Origin of the sequence: Janthinobacterium sp. PSPC1-1, from assembly GCF_049897625.1 — a bacterium.
GTDB classification, from domain to species: Bacteria; Pseudomonadota; Gammaproteobacteria; order Burkholderiales; family Burkholderiaceae_D; genus Janthinobacterium; species Janthinobacterium tructae.
The window spans coordinates 37,826-51,355 of record NZ_JAFCWP010000004.1; the positions used below are offsets into that span (position 1 = coordinate 37,826).

Annotated in this window: 10 protein-coding genes; 7 read left to right on the plus strand and 3 right to left on the minus strand. The window is 56.6% G+C overall.

The window, feature by feature from the left end; genetic code table 11:
* Positions 1–9: 9 nt before the first annotated feature.
* From ACP7EG_RS14155 to ACP7EG_RS14165, 3 genes are read left to right on the plus strand one after another with little or no spacing between them, the layout of a single operon-like run.
* Positions 10–810, plus strand: a complete 801-nt coding sequence (locus tag ACP7EG_RS14155; protein ID WP_426088096.1) for a flagellar biosynthetic protein FliR — start codon at positions 10–12, stop codon at positions 808–810.
* Entirely contained in the window at positions 800–1,939 is a 1,140-nt protein-coding gene (locus ACP7EG_RS14160; RefSeq protein ID WP_426088097.1) for an EscU/YscU/HrcU family type III secretion system export apparatus switch protein, read from the plus strand. Before ACP7EG_RS14155 ends, ACP7EG_RS14160 begins: the two co-directional genes overlap by 11 nt.
* Positions 1,936–4,023 carry a flagellar biosynthesis protein FlhA gene (locus ACP7EG_RS14165; protein ID WP_426088098.1) on the plus strand — a complete coding sequence of 696 codons (2,088 nt, stop codon included), beginning with the start codon at positions 1,936–1,938 and terminating at the stop codon, positions 4,021–4,023. The genes ACP7EG_RS14160 and ACP7EG_RS14165 overlap by 4 nt, the downstream gene beginning before the upstream one ends.
* A gap of 81 nt (positions 4,024–4,104) precedes the next feature.
* On the opposite strand, the gene ACP7EG_RS14170 is transcribed toward ACP7EG_RS14165, so the two are convergent.
* The 3 genes from ACP7EG_RS14170 to ACP7EG_RS14180 form a co-directional block, all read right to left on the minus strand.
* On the minus strand, positions 4,105–5,205 hold the full coding sequence (locus tag ACP7EG_RS14170; protein ID WP_426088099.1) for a hypothetical protein: 1,101 nt from the start codon (positions 5,203–5,205) through the stop codon (positions 4,105–4,107).
* A 98-nt stretch (positions 5,206–5,303) separates the two neighbouring features.
* Positions 5,304–6,446, minus strand: a complete 1,143-nt coding sequence (locus ACP7EG_RS14175; RefSeq protein WP_426088100.1) for a flagellin — start codon at positions 6,444–6,446, stop codon at positions 5,304–5,306.
* A 106-nt stretch (positions 6,447–6,552) separates the two neighbouring features.
* Entirely contained in the window at positions 6,553–9,459 is a 2,907-nt protein-coding gene (locus tag ACP7EG_RS14180) for a tetratricopeptide repeat protein (RefSeq protein WP_426088101.1), read from the minus strand.
* 642 nt (positions 9,460–10,101) lie between these two features.
* Between ACP7EG_RS14180 and ACP7EG_RS14185 the strand changes: the two genes are divergently transcribed.
* Genes ACP7EG_RS14185 through ACP7EG_RS14200 form a run of 4 tightly spaced genes read left to right on the plus strand, consistent with a single transcriptional unit; the run spans position 10,102 to position 13,435 of the window.
* Positions 10,102–10,701 (plus strand): formyltransferase family protein, encoded by a 600-nt coding sequence (locus tag ACP7EG_RS14185; RefSeq protein WP_426088102.1) that lies wholly within the window; start codon positions 10,102–10,104, stop codon positions 10,699–10,701.
* A complete protein-coding gene (locus ACP7EG_RS14190) occupies positions 10,698–11,672 on the plus strand; it encodes a hypothetical protein (protein ID WP_426088103.1) in 975 nt (324 codons plus the stop codon). Before ACP7EG_RS14185 ends, ACP7EG_RS14190 begins: the two co-directional genes overlap by 4 nt.
* Positions 11,672–12,625 carry a hypothetical protein gene (locus ACP7EG_RS14195; RefSeq protein ID WP_426088104.1) on the plus strand — a complete coding sequence of 318 codons (954 nt, stop codon included), beginning with the start codon at positions 11,672–11,674 and terminating at the stop codon, positions 12,623–12,625. Before ACP7EG_RS14190 ends, ACP7EG_RS14195 begins: the two co-directional genes overlap by 1 nt.
* A 42-nt stretch (positions 12,626–12,667) precedes the next feature.
* A complete protein-coding gene (locus ACP7EG_RS14200) occupies positions 12,668–13,435 on the plus strand; it encodes a class I SAM-dependent methyltransferase (RefSeq protein WP_426088105.1) in 768 nt (255 codons plus the stop codon).
* Positions 13,436–13,530 lie beyond the last annotated feature (95 nt).

Genomic DNA, 13,530 nt, shown 5'->3' on the forward strand with positions numbered 1-13,530 from the left:
CGCGCGCCCATGGATCAGATTTTCAATCAGGTGCTGCCGTTTCTGCTGGCCGTGTGGTGGCCGTTCTGCCGCATCCTGGCCATGCTCAGCGCCTCGCCCGTGATCGGCGACGGCGTCGTGCCCGTCACCGTGCGCATCCTGCTGTCGCTGGTGCTGGCGATCCTCATGCTGCCCGTGATGCAGGCCTCGGGCATCTCGCAGGACTTGTTGAAAATCGATCCGTTTTCCCTGTACGCCATCGTCGCCACCCTGGAGCAGGCCGTCATCGGCTTCGTCCTGGGCCTGGCCTTCCACTTCGCCATGTCGGTGATGTCGGTGCTCGGCTACCTGGTGTCGAGCCAGGTGGGCTTTTCCATGGCCGTCATGAACGATCCGCTGAACGGCACTTCGTCGGACGTCATCACGGGTCTGCTCACCATCATGTGCATGATCGTGTTTTTTGCCATCGACGGCCATCTGGTGCTGACGGGCGTGATCGGCGCCAGTTTCAAGGCCTGGCCGGTGGGGCAGGGCTATGCCCCGCTGCTGCTGCAGACGGTGGCGTATAACGTGGCGTGGATCTTCGCCGCCGCCATGCTGCTGGCCTTGCCCATCGTTTTTTCCACCATGGTGGTGCAGCTGGGCTTCGGCTTCCTGAACCGCGTGGCGCCGTCGCTGAACCTGTTTTCGCTGGGTTTTTCCATGATCACCGTGTTCGGCCTGCTGATGCTGGCGCAGATCGTGCGCTTTATTCCCGAGCACTACATCGGCATGACGAATCGCGTGCTCGATATGATCGCCGAACAGATGCGGGTGGCCCATGGCGGATAACAGCAGCGGCGACAAGACCGAAAAGGCGTCACAGCAAAAGCTGAAGAAGTCGCGCCAGGAAGGGCAGGTTGTGCGTTCGCGCGACCTGTCGACGGCGCTGGGCATCCTGATCAGCATGAAGCTGTTCGTGTTTCTGCTGCCTTCTTATCTGGATACCTTCCGCGGACTGTTCGCCATGGCTTTCATGCCGCTCGACAGCAAGGGCGCGCTCGACAATGCCATGTCGATGGCGTTTACTACCTCGGTGGGCTTGCTGATCAAGATGATCGTGCCGCTGTTTTGCGTGCCCCTGTTTGTCGTGCTCGGCTCCCTGATTCCCGGCGGCTGGGTCATCAGCGGCAAGAACTGGATGCCGAAGATGGAGCGCCTGAGCCCGGCCAAGAATCTGGGCCGCCTGGTGTCGCCCAAGCATGGCTTTGAATTCGGCCTGTCCATCGCCAAGGCCGCCGTGCTGGGCATGGTGATCGTGCATGTCTGCCGTTCCAGCCTGGTGCAGTACGTGGACTTGCAACACCGGCCGCTGCAGCAAGCCATGCTCGATGGCTCGGCGCTGATGCTCGACGGCTTGATGGCCCTCATTTCCGTCTTCATCCTGTTTGCCATCATCGACGTGCCGGCGCAGGCCTTCTTTTTTGCCCGCGACCAGCGCATGAGCAAGCAGGACGTCAAGGAAGAGCATAAAAGCAGCGAAGGCCGGCCCGAAGTGCGCCAGCGCATCCGCCAGTTGCAGCAGCAGATCGGCCGGCGCAGCGTGCGCAAGACCGTGCCCGACGCCGACGTGGTGATCGTCAACCCCGAGCATTACGCCGTTGCATTGAAGTATGACCAGGACCGTGCCGAGGCGCCGTTTGTCGTTGCCAAGGGCGTCGACGAGATGGCGCTGTATATCCGGCAAGTGGCGAAGGAGCACCATATTGAAACGCTGGAGTTGCCGCCGCTGGCGCGCGCCATCTACAACACCAGCCAGGTACAGCAGCAGATTCCCGTGCAGTTGTACCAGGCCGTGTCGCAGGTGCTCAACTACATACTGCAACTGAAAGCATTCCGGGCTGGGCAGCGTGCTGCCCAGCCCGTATTACCCACCGAGATGGCCGTGCCATCTCATTTGAGCGAGGTAGTCCCTTCATGAATTTCCTGAACCGAGTGGTTGCCGAAATGCGCCGCCACAAGTTCGCCACGCCGCTGTTCCTGCTGGTGATCCTGGCGATGATCATCCTGCCGCTGCCGCCGGTGCTGCTCGATATCTTGTTCACTTTCAATATTGTGCTGGCCCTGATCGTCATCCTGGTCAGCGTGTCGGCCAAGCGACCGCTCGATTTCTCCGTCTTCCCGACGGTGATCCTGGCCACCACCATGCTCAGGCTGACGTTGAACGTGGCGTCGACGCGCGTGGTGTTGCTGCACGGCCATACGGGCGCGGACGCGGCCGGTAAGGTGATCGAGGCCTTCGGTAACGTCGTGATCGGTGGTAACTTCGTCGTCGGTATCGTGGTCTTCGTGATCTTGATGATCATCAACTTCGCCGTCGTCACCAAGGGGGCCGAGCGCATCTCGGGAGTGTCCGCGCGCTTTACCCTCGATGCCTTGCCGGGCAAGCAGATGGCTATCGATGCCGACCTGAACGCCGGCCTGATCAACCAGGAAAAAGCCCAGCTGCGCCGCAAGGACGTGGCCGCTGAAGCGGATTTCTATGGCGCCATGGACGGCGCGTCGAAGTTCGTGCGCGGCGATGCCGTCGCCAGTATTTTGATCCTGATCATCAACATGGTCGGCGGCGTGGCCATCGGCTCGCTGATGCACGACCTGTCGTTCGGCGATGCTTTCCGTCAATACGCACTGCTGACCATTGGTGATGGCCTGGTGGCGCAGATCCCGGCGCTGCTGCTGTCGGCCGCGGCTGCCATCCTAGTGACCCGTATCAGCGATTCGGGCGACTTCGAACAGCAAGTGGCGGGTCAGGTGCTGACGTCGCCAACGGTGATTTTCAGCGCGTCCGGCATGATGGTGGCGCTGGCCTTGATTCCTGGCATGCCGTGGTTCATGTTCATGACCTTTGCCGGCGTGCTGGCCTTCGTCGCCTGGCGCCTGACCAAGCGCGTGAAGGGGCCCGATACGGCCGGCATGGCGGCCATCGAGGCGGCCTTGCGCGAGGACAAGCCTGCCGAGATGGAGTGGCAGCAACTGCCTGCCGTGCAACCGCTGATGGTGATGCTCGGCTATAAACTGGTGGGCATGGTGGATAAGACACAAGGCGAACCCTTGACCAAGCGCGTCAAGGGCGTGCGCCAGAGCCTGTCCGAATCGATGGGCTTGCTGCTGCCGAACATCGGCGTGCGCGACGACCTGGCCCTGAAGCCGTCGCAGTACACCATCGTGCTGTCGGGCACCGTGGTGGCGCAGGCGGAAGTGCAGGCCGACCGCCTGATGGCGATCCCGTCGCCGAACGTGTATGGCCAGCTCGATGGCATTCCCGGCATCGAACCGGCCTACGGCATGCCCGTCACCTGGATCGAACCCGGTGAGAAGGCGCATGCGCTGGGCCTGGGCTACCAGGTCATCGAGGCGCCCAGCGTGATCGCCACGCACTTGTCGAAGATGGTGCGTGAATACTTGCCGGAACTGTTCCGCCACGAAGATGTCTCGAACATGATGGAGCGCCTGACGGCCCTGTCGCCCAAGCTGGCCGGCGCGCTGGACAAGGCCCTCACGCACACGCAGCTGCTGCGCGTGTTCCGTGTCTTGCTGGCGGAAAACGTGTCACTGAAGGATATCGTGCCCATCGCCACCACCTTGCTCGACAGTTCGGAAACCACCAAGGATCCGATCCTGCTGGCGGCCGAAGTGCGCTGCGCGCTGCGGCGCCAGATCGTCAGCGGCCTGTTTGGCCAGAAGATGGAAATGCAGGCGTTTAACCTGGGCGGCGAGCTGGAAAACATGCTGCTCGGTTCGCTGAACCAGGCGCGCCAGTCGGGCAAGGTGACCCTGGATAATTACCCGATCGACCCGCACCTGCTGTCGCAGCTGCAGGTGAACATGCCGGTGGCGCGCGAGCAGATGAAGCAGCAAGCCACGCCGCCGCTGCTGCTGGTGTTGCCGCAGATCCGTCCGCTGCTGGCCCGCTATGCGCGCCTGTTCGCGCCGGGCCTGCATGTGCTGTCGTATAACGAAATCCCGGAAAACCGCGAAGTGAGCATCATCGGCACGGTGGGGTAAATTGCAGGAACGATAAAAAAACGGCGCTGCGGGCGCCGTTTTTTTATGTTGTATCAATCTTGCCGTATCAATTCTGTTGCTTCAATCCTGCTCGTCGATGGGTGGCAGCAGCTCGTGCTCCTGGCCGTCGGCCAGCAGCAGCAGGGTGCGGCCTTGCGCCGCTTCTTCCTCATCGCCATAGTCGTAACCGAGCGGTGCCGCCACTTCCTTCGAGACGATGATGGGCTCCTCTTCGGCTTCGGCGGCGTGTGCTGCGGGCGCTTCGGGATCGGCTGCCACTTCCGCTTCCGGCTGCGTCAGCAGCAGCGCCACTTCGGCCATGGCGCGGAACAGGGGCAGCGACAGCGAGGCGGCGCCCGCCTGCATCGGGTAATTGCCATGCACGCGCTGCGCGTGCAACTGGCGGTTCAGGCGGCAGCGCAGCACGCGCAGGCCCGCGCGCCGCACGGCGGCGGCAATCTCGGGCAGGGCCAGGCGCAAGTGGCGCAGCGCGGCTTCCTCGTCGGCCGCCAGTTCCAGCAGCACGCCGTCGCCGGATGGTTCCATCTGGATCACCACCCGGCCGATGCCGGCAATCAGCAGTTCGACGCGCAGCGCCACCTTGCCGCGCCGCCTCGGTGTTGCCTCTTCGTCTTCGTCGCTGGCCAGTACGCGCAGCAGCAGGCGTTGGCCGCCCCAGCCATACACGGCAAAGCGCCACGCTTCGCTGTCGACCGTCAACGGTGGACGGGCGCCTTCGCGCAGCAGGGCCGGTTGCTGCTCGGCCATGAACAGGTTGCCCGGCACATGCTGGCCGCGGGCCTGTTCCTGCAGGGCGGCGTATTGCTCGCCATACGTCTTGACCATCACGCGCCACGAGGCGGCCAGCTGCGCCGCGTCGGGCGGTAGCCAGACCAGCTGGCGCGTGAAGAACAGTTGATTGACCTGCATGGCGCTGCTGTCGCGCGGCATGGCGCCACCCGTGCCATCGGCATTCGGTTTGATCAGGGATGCCAGGCTATCCTGGCCTTTTTGCGCCAGTTGCGCGGGCGGGGTGCCGGCGTCGGGCGCCGGCGCCATGTAGGGCCCGATGGGCACCAGCGGCTGCACCACGCCCGGTGTCATCGGCGTAGCAGGGCTGACGTCGAAGCGCTGGGTAATCAGGGGCAGGGGATTGCCTGCGGACACACGCTCTATCGCCATTGCTGCTCCTCCCGCATGGGATGAATAAAAAAAAGCCAACTGCTTGCGCAGTTGGCTCTGGTCGGCCTGACCTGAGCCAGGTCAGGACGCGCTTACTATTATTGCAGCAGGGACATGACCATCGAGGACATGCTATTGCTTTGTTTCAGCATGGCGGTACCAGCTTGCAGCAGCATTTGCGAAGCGGTCATGTTCGAGCTTTCGGTCGCGAAGTCGGTGTCCATGATGCGGCCGGTCGCTGCCTGGGTGTTGGTGCTGATGTTGGCCAGGTTGGTGGCGACGTGGTCCAGGCGGTTACCTGCCGCACCCAGTGCCGAGCGTACCGAACCCACTGCATCGATGGCTGCTTGCAGCTTGTCGATGGTTTTCGATGCACCACCAGCGGCGGTAAGTTCCGCGCCGCCACCAGCGATAGGTGCGCCGAACGAGTTGTATTCACCGCTGGCACTGGCCAATGCCGAGTGCATGGCGGTCAATTGGCCGGACAGGTCCAGACCCATGGTTTCCGAGGTCGACGAACCAATCTGGAAGTTCAATGCGGCAGCCATTTTGCCGTCGACCGACGAAGCAGCAGCAGCAGCGGAGTAGCTTGCCGTCGTGGTTTTTGCCAGTTGGGCGGCTGCATCGGTTGCTTTTGCTGCGATCAGTGCGGTTTCTGCCAGGGCCAGAGCGGAAACGGTAGCTGGAGTCGACGTTGCATTTGCTGCCAATGCCGAGTTGTAGCTGGTGTTGGCCGAACCCAGTGCGGTAGTCGAGGCAGTAGCTGCGGTAGCTGCGGAAGCGGCGGCGGTAACAGCGTTAGTTTGTTGAGCGGCAGTTGCCTTGGTCGTCAACAGTTTTGCGCCACCGAACGAGGTGTTGCCCAGAACATTGCTCAATTCAGCTGTCAGCGTATCGAATTCTGCTTGCATCGCGGTTTTGTCAGCATCGGTTGCTGAAGCGTCCGCGCCTTGCGTTGCCAGATCTTTCATGCGAACCAAGATGTTGACTGTTTCGTTCAATGCGCCGTCGGCGGTCTGGATCATCGAAGTGGCGTTCTGGGTGTTGCGCATTGCCATTGCCATGCCGCTGGTTTGTGCTTTCAGGCGGGTTGCAATTTGCAGGCCTGCAGCGTCATCCATTGCCGAGTTGATACGGAAACCGGTGCTCAGACGTGTCATCGACGTCGACAGCGAGTTTTGTGTCTTGGAGATCGAATTTTGTGCGGACAAGGCCGCTGCATTGGTGTGAAGGCTCAGCATGAAGGTGCTCCAGTTAGGTGGTTACGGTGCGGAGCAGCAGTATTTGCGCTCTCCCTAGTACAAGACGACCGTTGCTCTGGATAAATTAAATGCTTATGAGAATTTTTTAAATTATTTTCAATATGCTGGTAATTTCCGGCCGCGCAAGCAGCAAGGCGTCGCGTTTTTCTTGTGCCATGGTGTAGCCTGGATTGCGCGCCAATGCCATGTCATAGCTTTCTACTGCCTTTGCCACAAGCCCCAGTGCTTCCTGTGCGCTGCCTAGGTTGTAGTAGGCCTCGGGAAAATCGGCATTGAGTGCCAGCGCGTTCATATAGAAGTCGATGGCGCGCGCGTGCTGCCCCATGCCTTGCCAAGCATTTCCCAGATTATTTTGCGTCTGGGCATCATCCGGCGCCAGTGCTACTGCCGTTTGTAAGGTGTCGAGCGCGTCCTTGCCCTGTACTTGCAGTGCTGTGCCCAGCACGCTCCAGGCAAAACCAGAATCCGGATAGCGTGCCACCAGTGCGTGCGCGGCCGCTTCCAGCTCTACATGCTGGCCAGCCTGATACAGTGCGACGATGTGATTGGCCTCATCCTGTGTGGGATTGCAGGCGCTGGCGGCGATGCCTGCCTGGATCTGCAGGAGCAGCGCTTGCAATTCGGCATTGCTGCCGCCATGCGCGATAGCTGTTGTCATGATGTCCAATGCCTGCTGTGCCTTTCCGGCATGCAGCAAACACTTGGCGTAGGAGATGCAAAACTGGTTTTCTTTCCGTGCGGCATCATGCGCGGCAGAAAGATAGGGCAAAGCTTCTTCCTGAAAGCCCAGTTGCATTGCCAGCAAGCCCATGTTGTGATTGGCGATAGCGTGCTGCGGCTGGCTGTGAATGATGGCCAGATACAGCGTTTCCGCTTCAGCGTAGCGGCTTGATTGATGGTGCTCTATGGCCAGCAACAAGGCCGCGTCCACATTGACATCGTGCAGCGACTGCAGGCTGCTGGCGCGCTGGTGCAACGAGCTGTTGGCCGGCTCGGCATCGAACGAGGCGGGTGGCTGGCCGGCACACAAGCGCTTCCACATGCTGCGTAAGGCATCGTCGAGCCCCGCCGCGATCAGTGCCGGCTGCCCGGAGGGCGCATTGTTCATGCGCTTGCGCATGCTGGCGCGCAGCGTCGCCAGCGCTGCAGTATTGCATGCGATGGCCATGCCTTTCTGCAAGAAATCGTCTTCGTTTGCGGCGATAAATTCAGTCAAGCCCACCTGTTCGAGGATGGTTGCGCCTACCCTGCTGGGCAAGGTCAGTCCAGTCATGGTCAGTGTTGGCACCCCCATCCACAGCGCATGGAAGGTAGTGGTGCCGCCCGCGTAGGGCGAGGTGTCCAAGCAGACATCAACCAGGCTGTGCAAGGCCAGATAATCGCGCGTATTGGTATGGGGATAAAAACTCAGACGCTCCGCGTTAATACCTTCCTTGACAAACGCGGCGCGTAAGCCGTTGCTAATTTGCTCACTAGGCATGCCGGCAAGGACCATTTTTGCCTCTGGCAAGGCCCGCAGCAATTTTGACCAGCGCACGATGACAGCGTCGCTTAGTTTGTTTGGGCGGTTGAAACTGCCAAAGGTGATATGGCCATTCAAGCTGGCCGGCGCTACGCTGATGGGCGGTGCGTCTGGCGATGGCATGAACGGTGCCGTGGCCGGCAGCCGCAGCATTTTTTCCGTAAATTGATCGTCAAGCAAACCTGGAGGGGAAAAGAAGCGGTCCGTGAGGTAATAATCCATCGCTTCCAGGCCGGTCGTCAATGGGTAACCTATCCACGTGGCCTGCAATGGCGCCGGTTTGCGCGCAAATGCCAGCAAACGGTTGTAGCCAGTGTGGCCGGACAGGTCGATCAGAATGTCGATGCCATCATCCATGATCTTCTGCGCCAACTGACTGTCCGACAGCTGCTGCACATCATGCCAATCGCGCACCAGGGTACGTAGCTGTACGGTCACCGCGTCGTCAAGGAGGTTGTTGCAATAAATGAGCAGTTCCAGTCCATTGGCATGCACCAGGTGCTCTAGTACTGGAGCAATGAAGTTGGCCACCGCATGATTGTTCAGGTCGCCGGAGACGAAGCCGATGCGCAAGCGGCGCTCGGGATCGCGCGCCTTGTCATGGCTGGGCCAGCTGCCGCGCAGAGGTGTTTCAAATTGCTTGGCGAATAGCCGATGTTCATCAAATAGAGATACTGTATCTAGCTGTGCACTATGACTCAGCGAGAATAACAGGTTGCTATGCATGTCAGCCCAGTCAGGATTTATCTTCAGTGCGCGCCGGCACATTTCTACCGATTCTTCCAGGTGCCCCAGTTTGCTCAGGATTGCGCTGAGGTTGATATGCGCCAGATGAAACCCTGGGTCGAGCCTGATTGTCTCAACGAAGCTCTTCAGCGCTTCCTCGGGGCGCCCCATTCGCATCATGCAGGTTCCCACATTGAAATGGGCAAACTGGAAGTATGGAGCGGTGACCAAGGCATGCTGGAAGCTCTCTAGGGCCGCGTCCAGTTGGCCCTGGGTCTGCAGCACGGAACCGATATTGTTGTGTGCTATGGCGCTGTCTGGCATGCGTGCGAGCATCTGTCGATAGGCATCGAGCGCCTTGTCCAGCTGTCCCGTGGCCTGGAAGGACAAGCCTAGGCTGTTGTATGCCGATGTATTGCCCGCATCATGCTGCAAGGCCTCTTGGTACATTTGGATCGCCTGTTCATGACGCTGGGTTGCCGCAAGTAATTCAGCATAATCGCACAGGAGGGCAGAAGTTGGGGCCAGCTCGATGGCACGGACAAATGCTGCCGCAGCATCCTCGTAATGATTTAAAACAAACAAATTTTTGGCTAATTTGTAATGTAGCGCTGCATCATCTGGAGATGCGGCAAGTGCTGCACGATAGTTGTCATTCTCCGCCTGTGTCCTTGCTTGTTGTTGGGAAGGATCTGGTTTTGCGGATGTGGAGAGTGGCAAAGTTGATGGGGCAGCTGCGCGCATGGATGGGTGGTCTGAAAGGTGTTTGCAAGCAAGGATTTTAACTGCAATTAGTGCTTTATGGAAAGATCGCACTTGCAGGGTCGTCGCTGTTTACGACTAGCGTCGCATGCGAGAAACCTTCTATGTGTTTCACATAGAATTGTGCCTGCCAGTGTGAATCGCTGATGTTGCGCGTCGATCAATGTATTTTTGGCAAATTTTATCCGCATAGACGATTTTCTACGGTGTAGCTTGACAACCTTGTCGGTCAGTGTGTGGTTAGCCGACGATAGACGTTTCACTGTATTTTCATAATTTCAAGTATAGCTGCAATATCGCCGCCGTGAGACTGGGCGATATTGGCGGTCTTACCCGAGTGGTTTTACATTGGGCATTGGACGGGGAAATTATCGCCACGGCCGACCTTGACGACAGTGCGGCAGATGGGTTCTACTGCATGGAAATGGGCTTGGCATGTCTCTCGCTTGAGCGTTCGGGGGGAGCGGCCACTACGGCTTGACAGCGCGCTCGCCCTGCGTAGGCCGTGGATGGCCACCTGGTGGGGGGAGAAGCCAGGGTATTCTGGTAATCATGCTTCGGTATAAGTGATTCTTGTAGGCATCCATTGGGGATGACTAAGTTGACAGGCAAAGGACGGTATGCATGTCCAGTAAATTCAATGTTGTTGTTTGTGCCTCTGGTGGAGGTGGCAATTTTCAGTCGCTTATTGATGCTAGCCTTGCATTGGGTATCGACATCGTATTATTAATTGTGGATCGCGAATGTGGTGCCATTGCGCGAGCCGTTGCGCATGGCATACCGTATGTTCATGTGGGTGCAGCGCAAGATGATGTGAAATTTGCAGCGAACTTCAATAGTGCAATTCCATACAACACACAGTTGATTATTTTGGCGGGATTTATGCCAATAATTCCGAAGTCAATCTGTGAAAAATGGACCGGAAAATTGATCAATACACATCCGTCACTGCTGCCAAAATATGGTGGAAAAGGCATGTATGGCGTGAAGGTGCAGGAGGCCGTTATGGCTGGCCATGAAAAATTGGCTGGTTGTACTGTGCATTACGTAAATGAGGTCATTGATGGCGGTGCCATTATTTTGCAGAAGACCATAACTATCAAGGATGGTGAGACCCCGTGGGAACTTGGCGGGAGAGTTTTTAGGGCGGAAAATTACTTGCTAGTCGAAGCCGTTGCATTAATTAAATTATCTGCCGAGAAAAGAGAGAAATGCGGAACATGACTTTAAAGTGGGATAAGCTCGGCCTGGTTTTCGACCCTGCCCAGTTACATAGTCGCCCTGACTGGATGGTAGACTTCGCGCAAGCCCCTAACGTGCTTATTTTTGAAGAATATGTTCGGGTTTTTTTTTGCTGCAGGCCAGCGCCCGATGTAAATAAACAGTTCGTCAGTTATTGTGCTTTCGTTGATTTAGATAGAAATAATTTGAAGAGAATTATCAATATTGCAAAAAACCCCCTGCTTGCGCTGGGTGGATTGGGTTCATTCGATGAATTTGGTACTTACCCAGTATCAGTGATGCGCGATGGGGGCGATATCGTGGCTATTTATGGTGGATGGAGTCGTTGTGAGTCCGTGCCTTTCAATATTTCGCTGGGAATGGCGAGAAGCAAGGATGATGGGGTGTCTTTCGAGAAGTATGGTGCGGGACCTGTTTTGTCGCATTCCTCTGATGAGCCGTTTACCGTAACGTCGCCAAAGCTACGCCGTTATGGCGATACATGGTATCTGGCTTATACTGCTGGGCGAAAATGGATCCGGGCCAGCGACGGAACGCCCGAAATCATCTATAAATTGCGGATGGCGACATCGATAGATGGAATTTGCTGGACCAAGATGAATTGTGACCTGATCGATAGCAAACTTGGCGCCGATGAGGCGCAGGCCTGCCCTGACATTATCTATGCTAATGGTCGCTATCACATGTTTTATTGCTACCGACATGGCCTTGACTTCCGTAATAATAAGGAGAGGTCGTATCGTATTGGCTACGCCAGTTCATCAGACTTGAAGAATTGGGAAAGAGATGATGAGAGAGTTGATCTCGATATATCAGAAGATGGGTGGGATTCCGAGATGGTTGCATATCCGACCGTATTCGAACTTGATGGTGAAACTTATATGTTGTATGCCGGTAACGGCGTAGGAAAGACAGGTTTTGGTTTGGCGAAATTGCAGGGGGAGTTACGTTAATGAAATGGGAAAAGCTAGGGAAAATATTTGATCCCACGCAACATGCCTTGGCCGAGGAATGTACTATTTTCGCCAAATCACCGCAAGCGATTGTGTTTGACGATTTTGTGCGCATTTATTACTCATCGCAAAAGAAAACCGATAACGGAAAATATGTCAGTTGTCCCCAGTACGTTGATTTTAACAAGGGATTCGATCGGATTCTGGGTTTGTCAAAGGCACAGGTAATCGCTCTGGGTGAACTGGGCGAGTTTGACGAACATGGTATCTTTCCATTCAATGTCATGCGTCACGGGCAGAAAATACTTGCCTATACCTCTGGCTGGAGCCGGCGAACTTCGGTATCCATTGACATGGCGATTGGCTTGGCGACGAGTAGCGATGGGGGTGTTTCCTTTGTCAAGCATGGTGCAGGTGGCCCCATAATGTCTGCAACGCATAACGAGCCATTTTTGGTGGGAGATCCGTTTGTCCATCATATCGAGGGACAATTTCATATGTGGTATATTTTTGGCAGAGAGTGGCGTCGCCCTCAATCGGGCGGCGTCCCCGAGCGCTTCTACAAGATAGCGCACGCGTCGTCTTCTGATGGCATAGAGTGGCAGAGGGATGGCAGGGAAATTATTCCTGCATCTCTGGAGCACGAATGCCAGGCCTTGCCCACGGTGTTTTTCCACGATGGAAAATATCATATGTATTTTTGCTATCGTGATGCATTTGACTTTCGCACCAATACGGAAAACGCTTATCGGCTTGGATATGCATGGTCCCAGGACATGTCCACGTGGGCGCGCGATGATGCGAGTGCAGGCATTGATACGAGCGTTGGGGAGTGGGATGCTGACATGATGTGCTATCCGCATGTGTTTGAGTGTGGTGGCGATATGTTTATGTTGTACAACGGCAATGAATTCGGGAAATTTGGTTTTGGAATCGCCAGGCTTGTCTCTTGATGAAAACCTGGCTGTGCAGCGGGTTGAAAGGTCGCAGTAATAATGGATATCGCATTGGATGTAAATATGAAAAATAGCAGAGATTTTGATAGAGAAATTATTGATAATGCTGGCCGAAATTATTTTTACGGCTTTGATTATGATGTCATGCATCCCTTTATGTTGCGTTCGTTTCAGCCCTTTTTTCGGCCGGGTAGTCTGCTTGAGTTAGGCAGTTACAAAGGTGAATTTACACGACGCTTCATGGACATTTTTGATGATGTTAGCTGCGTCGAGGCATCAGAGGTCGCGATCGCGGAAGCCAGGGCCAAATTGGGGGGCATGGTCTCCTATTTCCATGCGCCATTTGAAACGGTGGAATTGCCAAAACGTTATGATAATATCATCCTGACCCATGTCCTTGAACATCTTGATGATCCCATTACAGTCCTCAAGCGCATTAACGACGAATGGCTGATGGAGGAGGGGCGTTTGTTTCTTGCCTGCCCGAATGCCAATGCGCCATCGCGTCAGATCGCAGTGAAGATGGGCTTGATTTCGCACAATGCTGCGGTGACGCCTGCCGAGGAAGCGCATGGACATCGCTGCACCTATTCGCTCGATACCTTGGAGCGTGACGCGGTCGCTGCCGGATTGAAGGTATTGCACCGTTCGGGGGTGTTTTTCAAGGCATTGGCGAATTTCCAATGGGACAAGCTGTTGCAGACCGATATCGTTACGCCAGAATATATGGAGGGATGTTACAAGTTGGGGCAGCAGTACCCGGATTTGTGTTCGAGCATTTTCCTCGTGTGCGAGGCGGGTAACTAAAAAAGCGCTACTTGATTGATGCCTCAAACAGGCTATGGCGGCGATGTCTTGCATGCTGTCTTGTGGCCTTGCCTGCTTCTACTTGGCAAGGCCAG

What these genes read in the sequence shown, in the direction of transcription:
- ACP7EG_RS14155 (WP_426088096.1), top strand. Translation starts at nt 10, where the DNA reads ATGGATCAGATTTTCAATCAGGTGCTGCCGTTTCTGCTGGCCGTGTGG.
- ACP7EG_RS14160 (WP_426088097.1), top strand. Translation starts at nt 800, where the DNA reads ATGGCGGATAACAGCAGCGGCGACAAGACCGAAAAGGCGTCACAGCAA.
- ACP7EG_RS14165 (WP_426088098.1), top strand. Translation starts at nt 1,936, where the DNA reads ATGAATTTCCTGAACCGAGTGGTTGCCGAAATGCGCCGCCACAAGTTC.
- ACP7EG_RS14170 (WP_426088099.1), bottom strand. Translation starts at nt 5,205, where the DNA reads ATGGCGATAGAGCGTGTGTCCGCAGGCAATCCCCTGCCCCTGATTACC.
- ACP7EG_RS14175 (WP_426088100.1), bottom strand. Translation starts at nt 6,446, where the DNA reads ATGCTGAGCCTTCACACCAATGCAGCGGCCTTGTCCGCACAAAATTCG.
- ACP7EG_RS14180 (WP_426088101.1), bottom strand. Translation starts at nt 9,459, where the DNA reads ATGCGCGCAGCTGCCCCATCAACTTTGCCACTCTCCACATCCGCAAAA.
- ACP7EG_RS14185 (WP_426088102.1), top strand. Translation starts at nt 10,102, where the DNA reads ATGTCCAGTAAATTCAATGTTGTTGTTTGTGCCTCTGGTGGAGGTGGC.
- ACP7EG_RS14190 (WP_426088103.1), top strand. Translation starts at nt 10,698, where the DNA reads ATGACTTTAAAGTGGGATAAGCTCGGCCTGGTTTTCGACCCTGCCCAG.
- ACP7EG_RS14195 (WP_426088104.1), top strand. Translation starts at nt 11,672, where the DNA reads ATGAAATGGGAAAAGCTAGGGAAAATATTTGATCCCACGCAACATGCC.
- ACP7EG_RS14200 (WP_426088105.1), top strand. Translation starts at nt 12,668, where the DNA reads ATGGATATCGCATTGGATGTAAATATGAAAAATAGCAGAGATTTTGAT.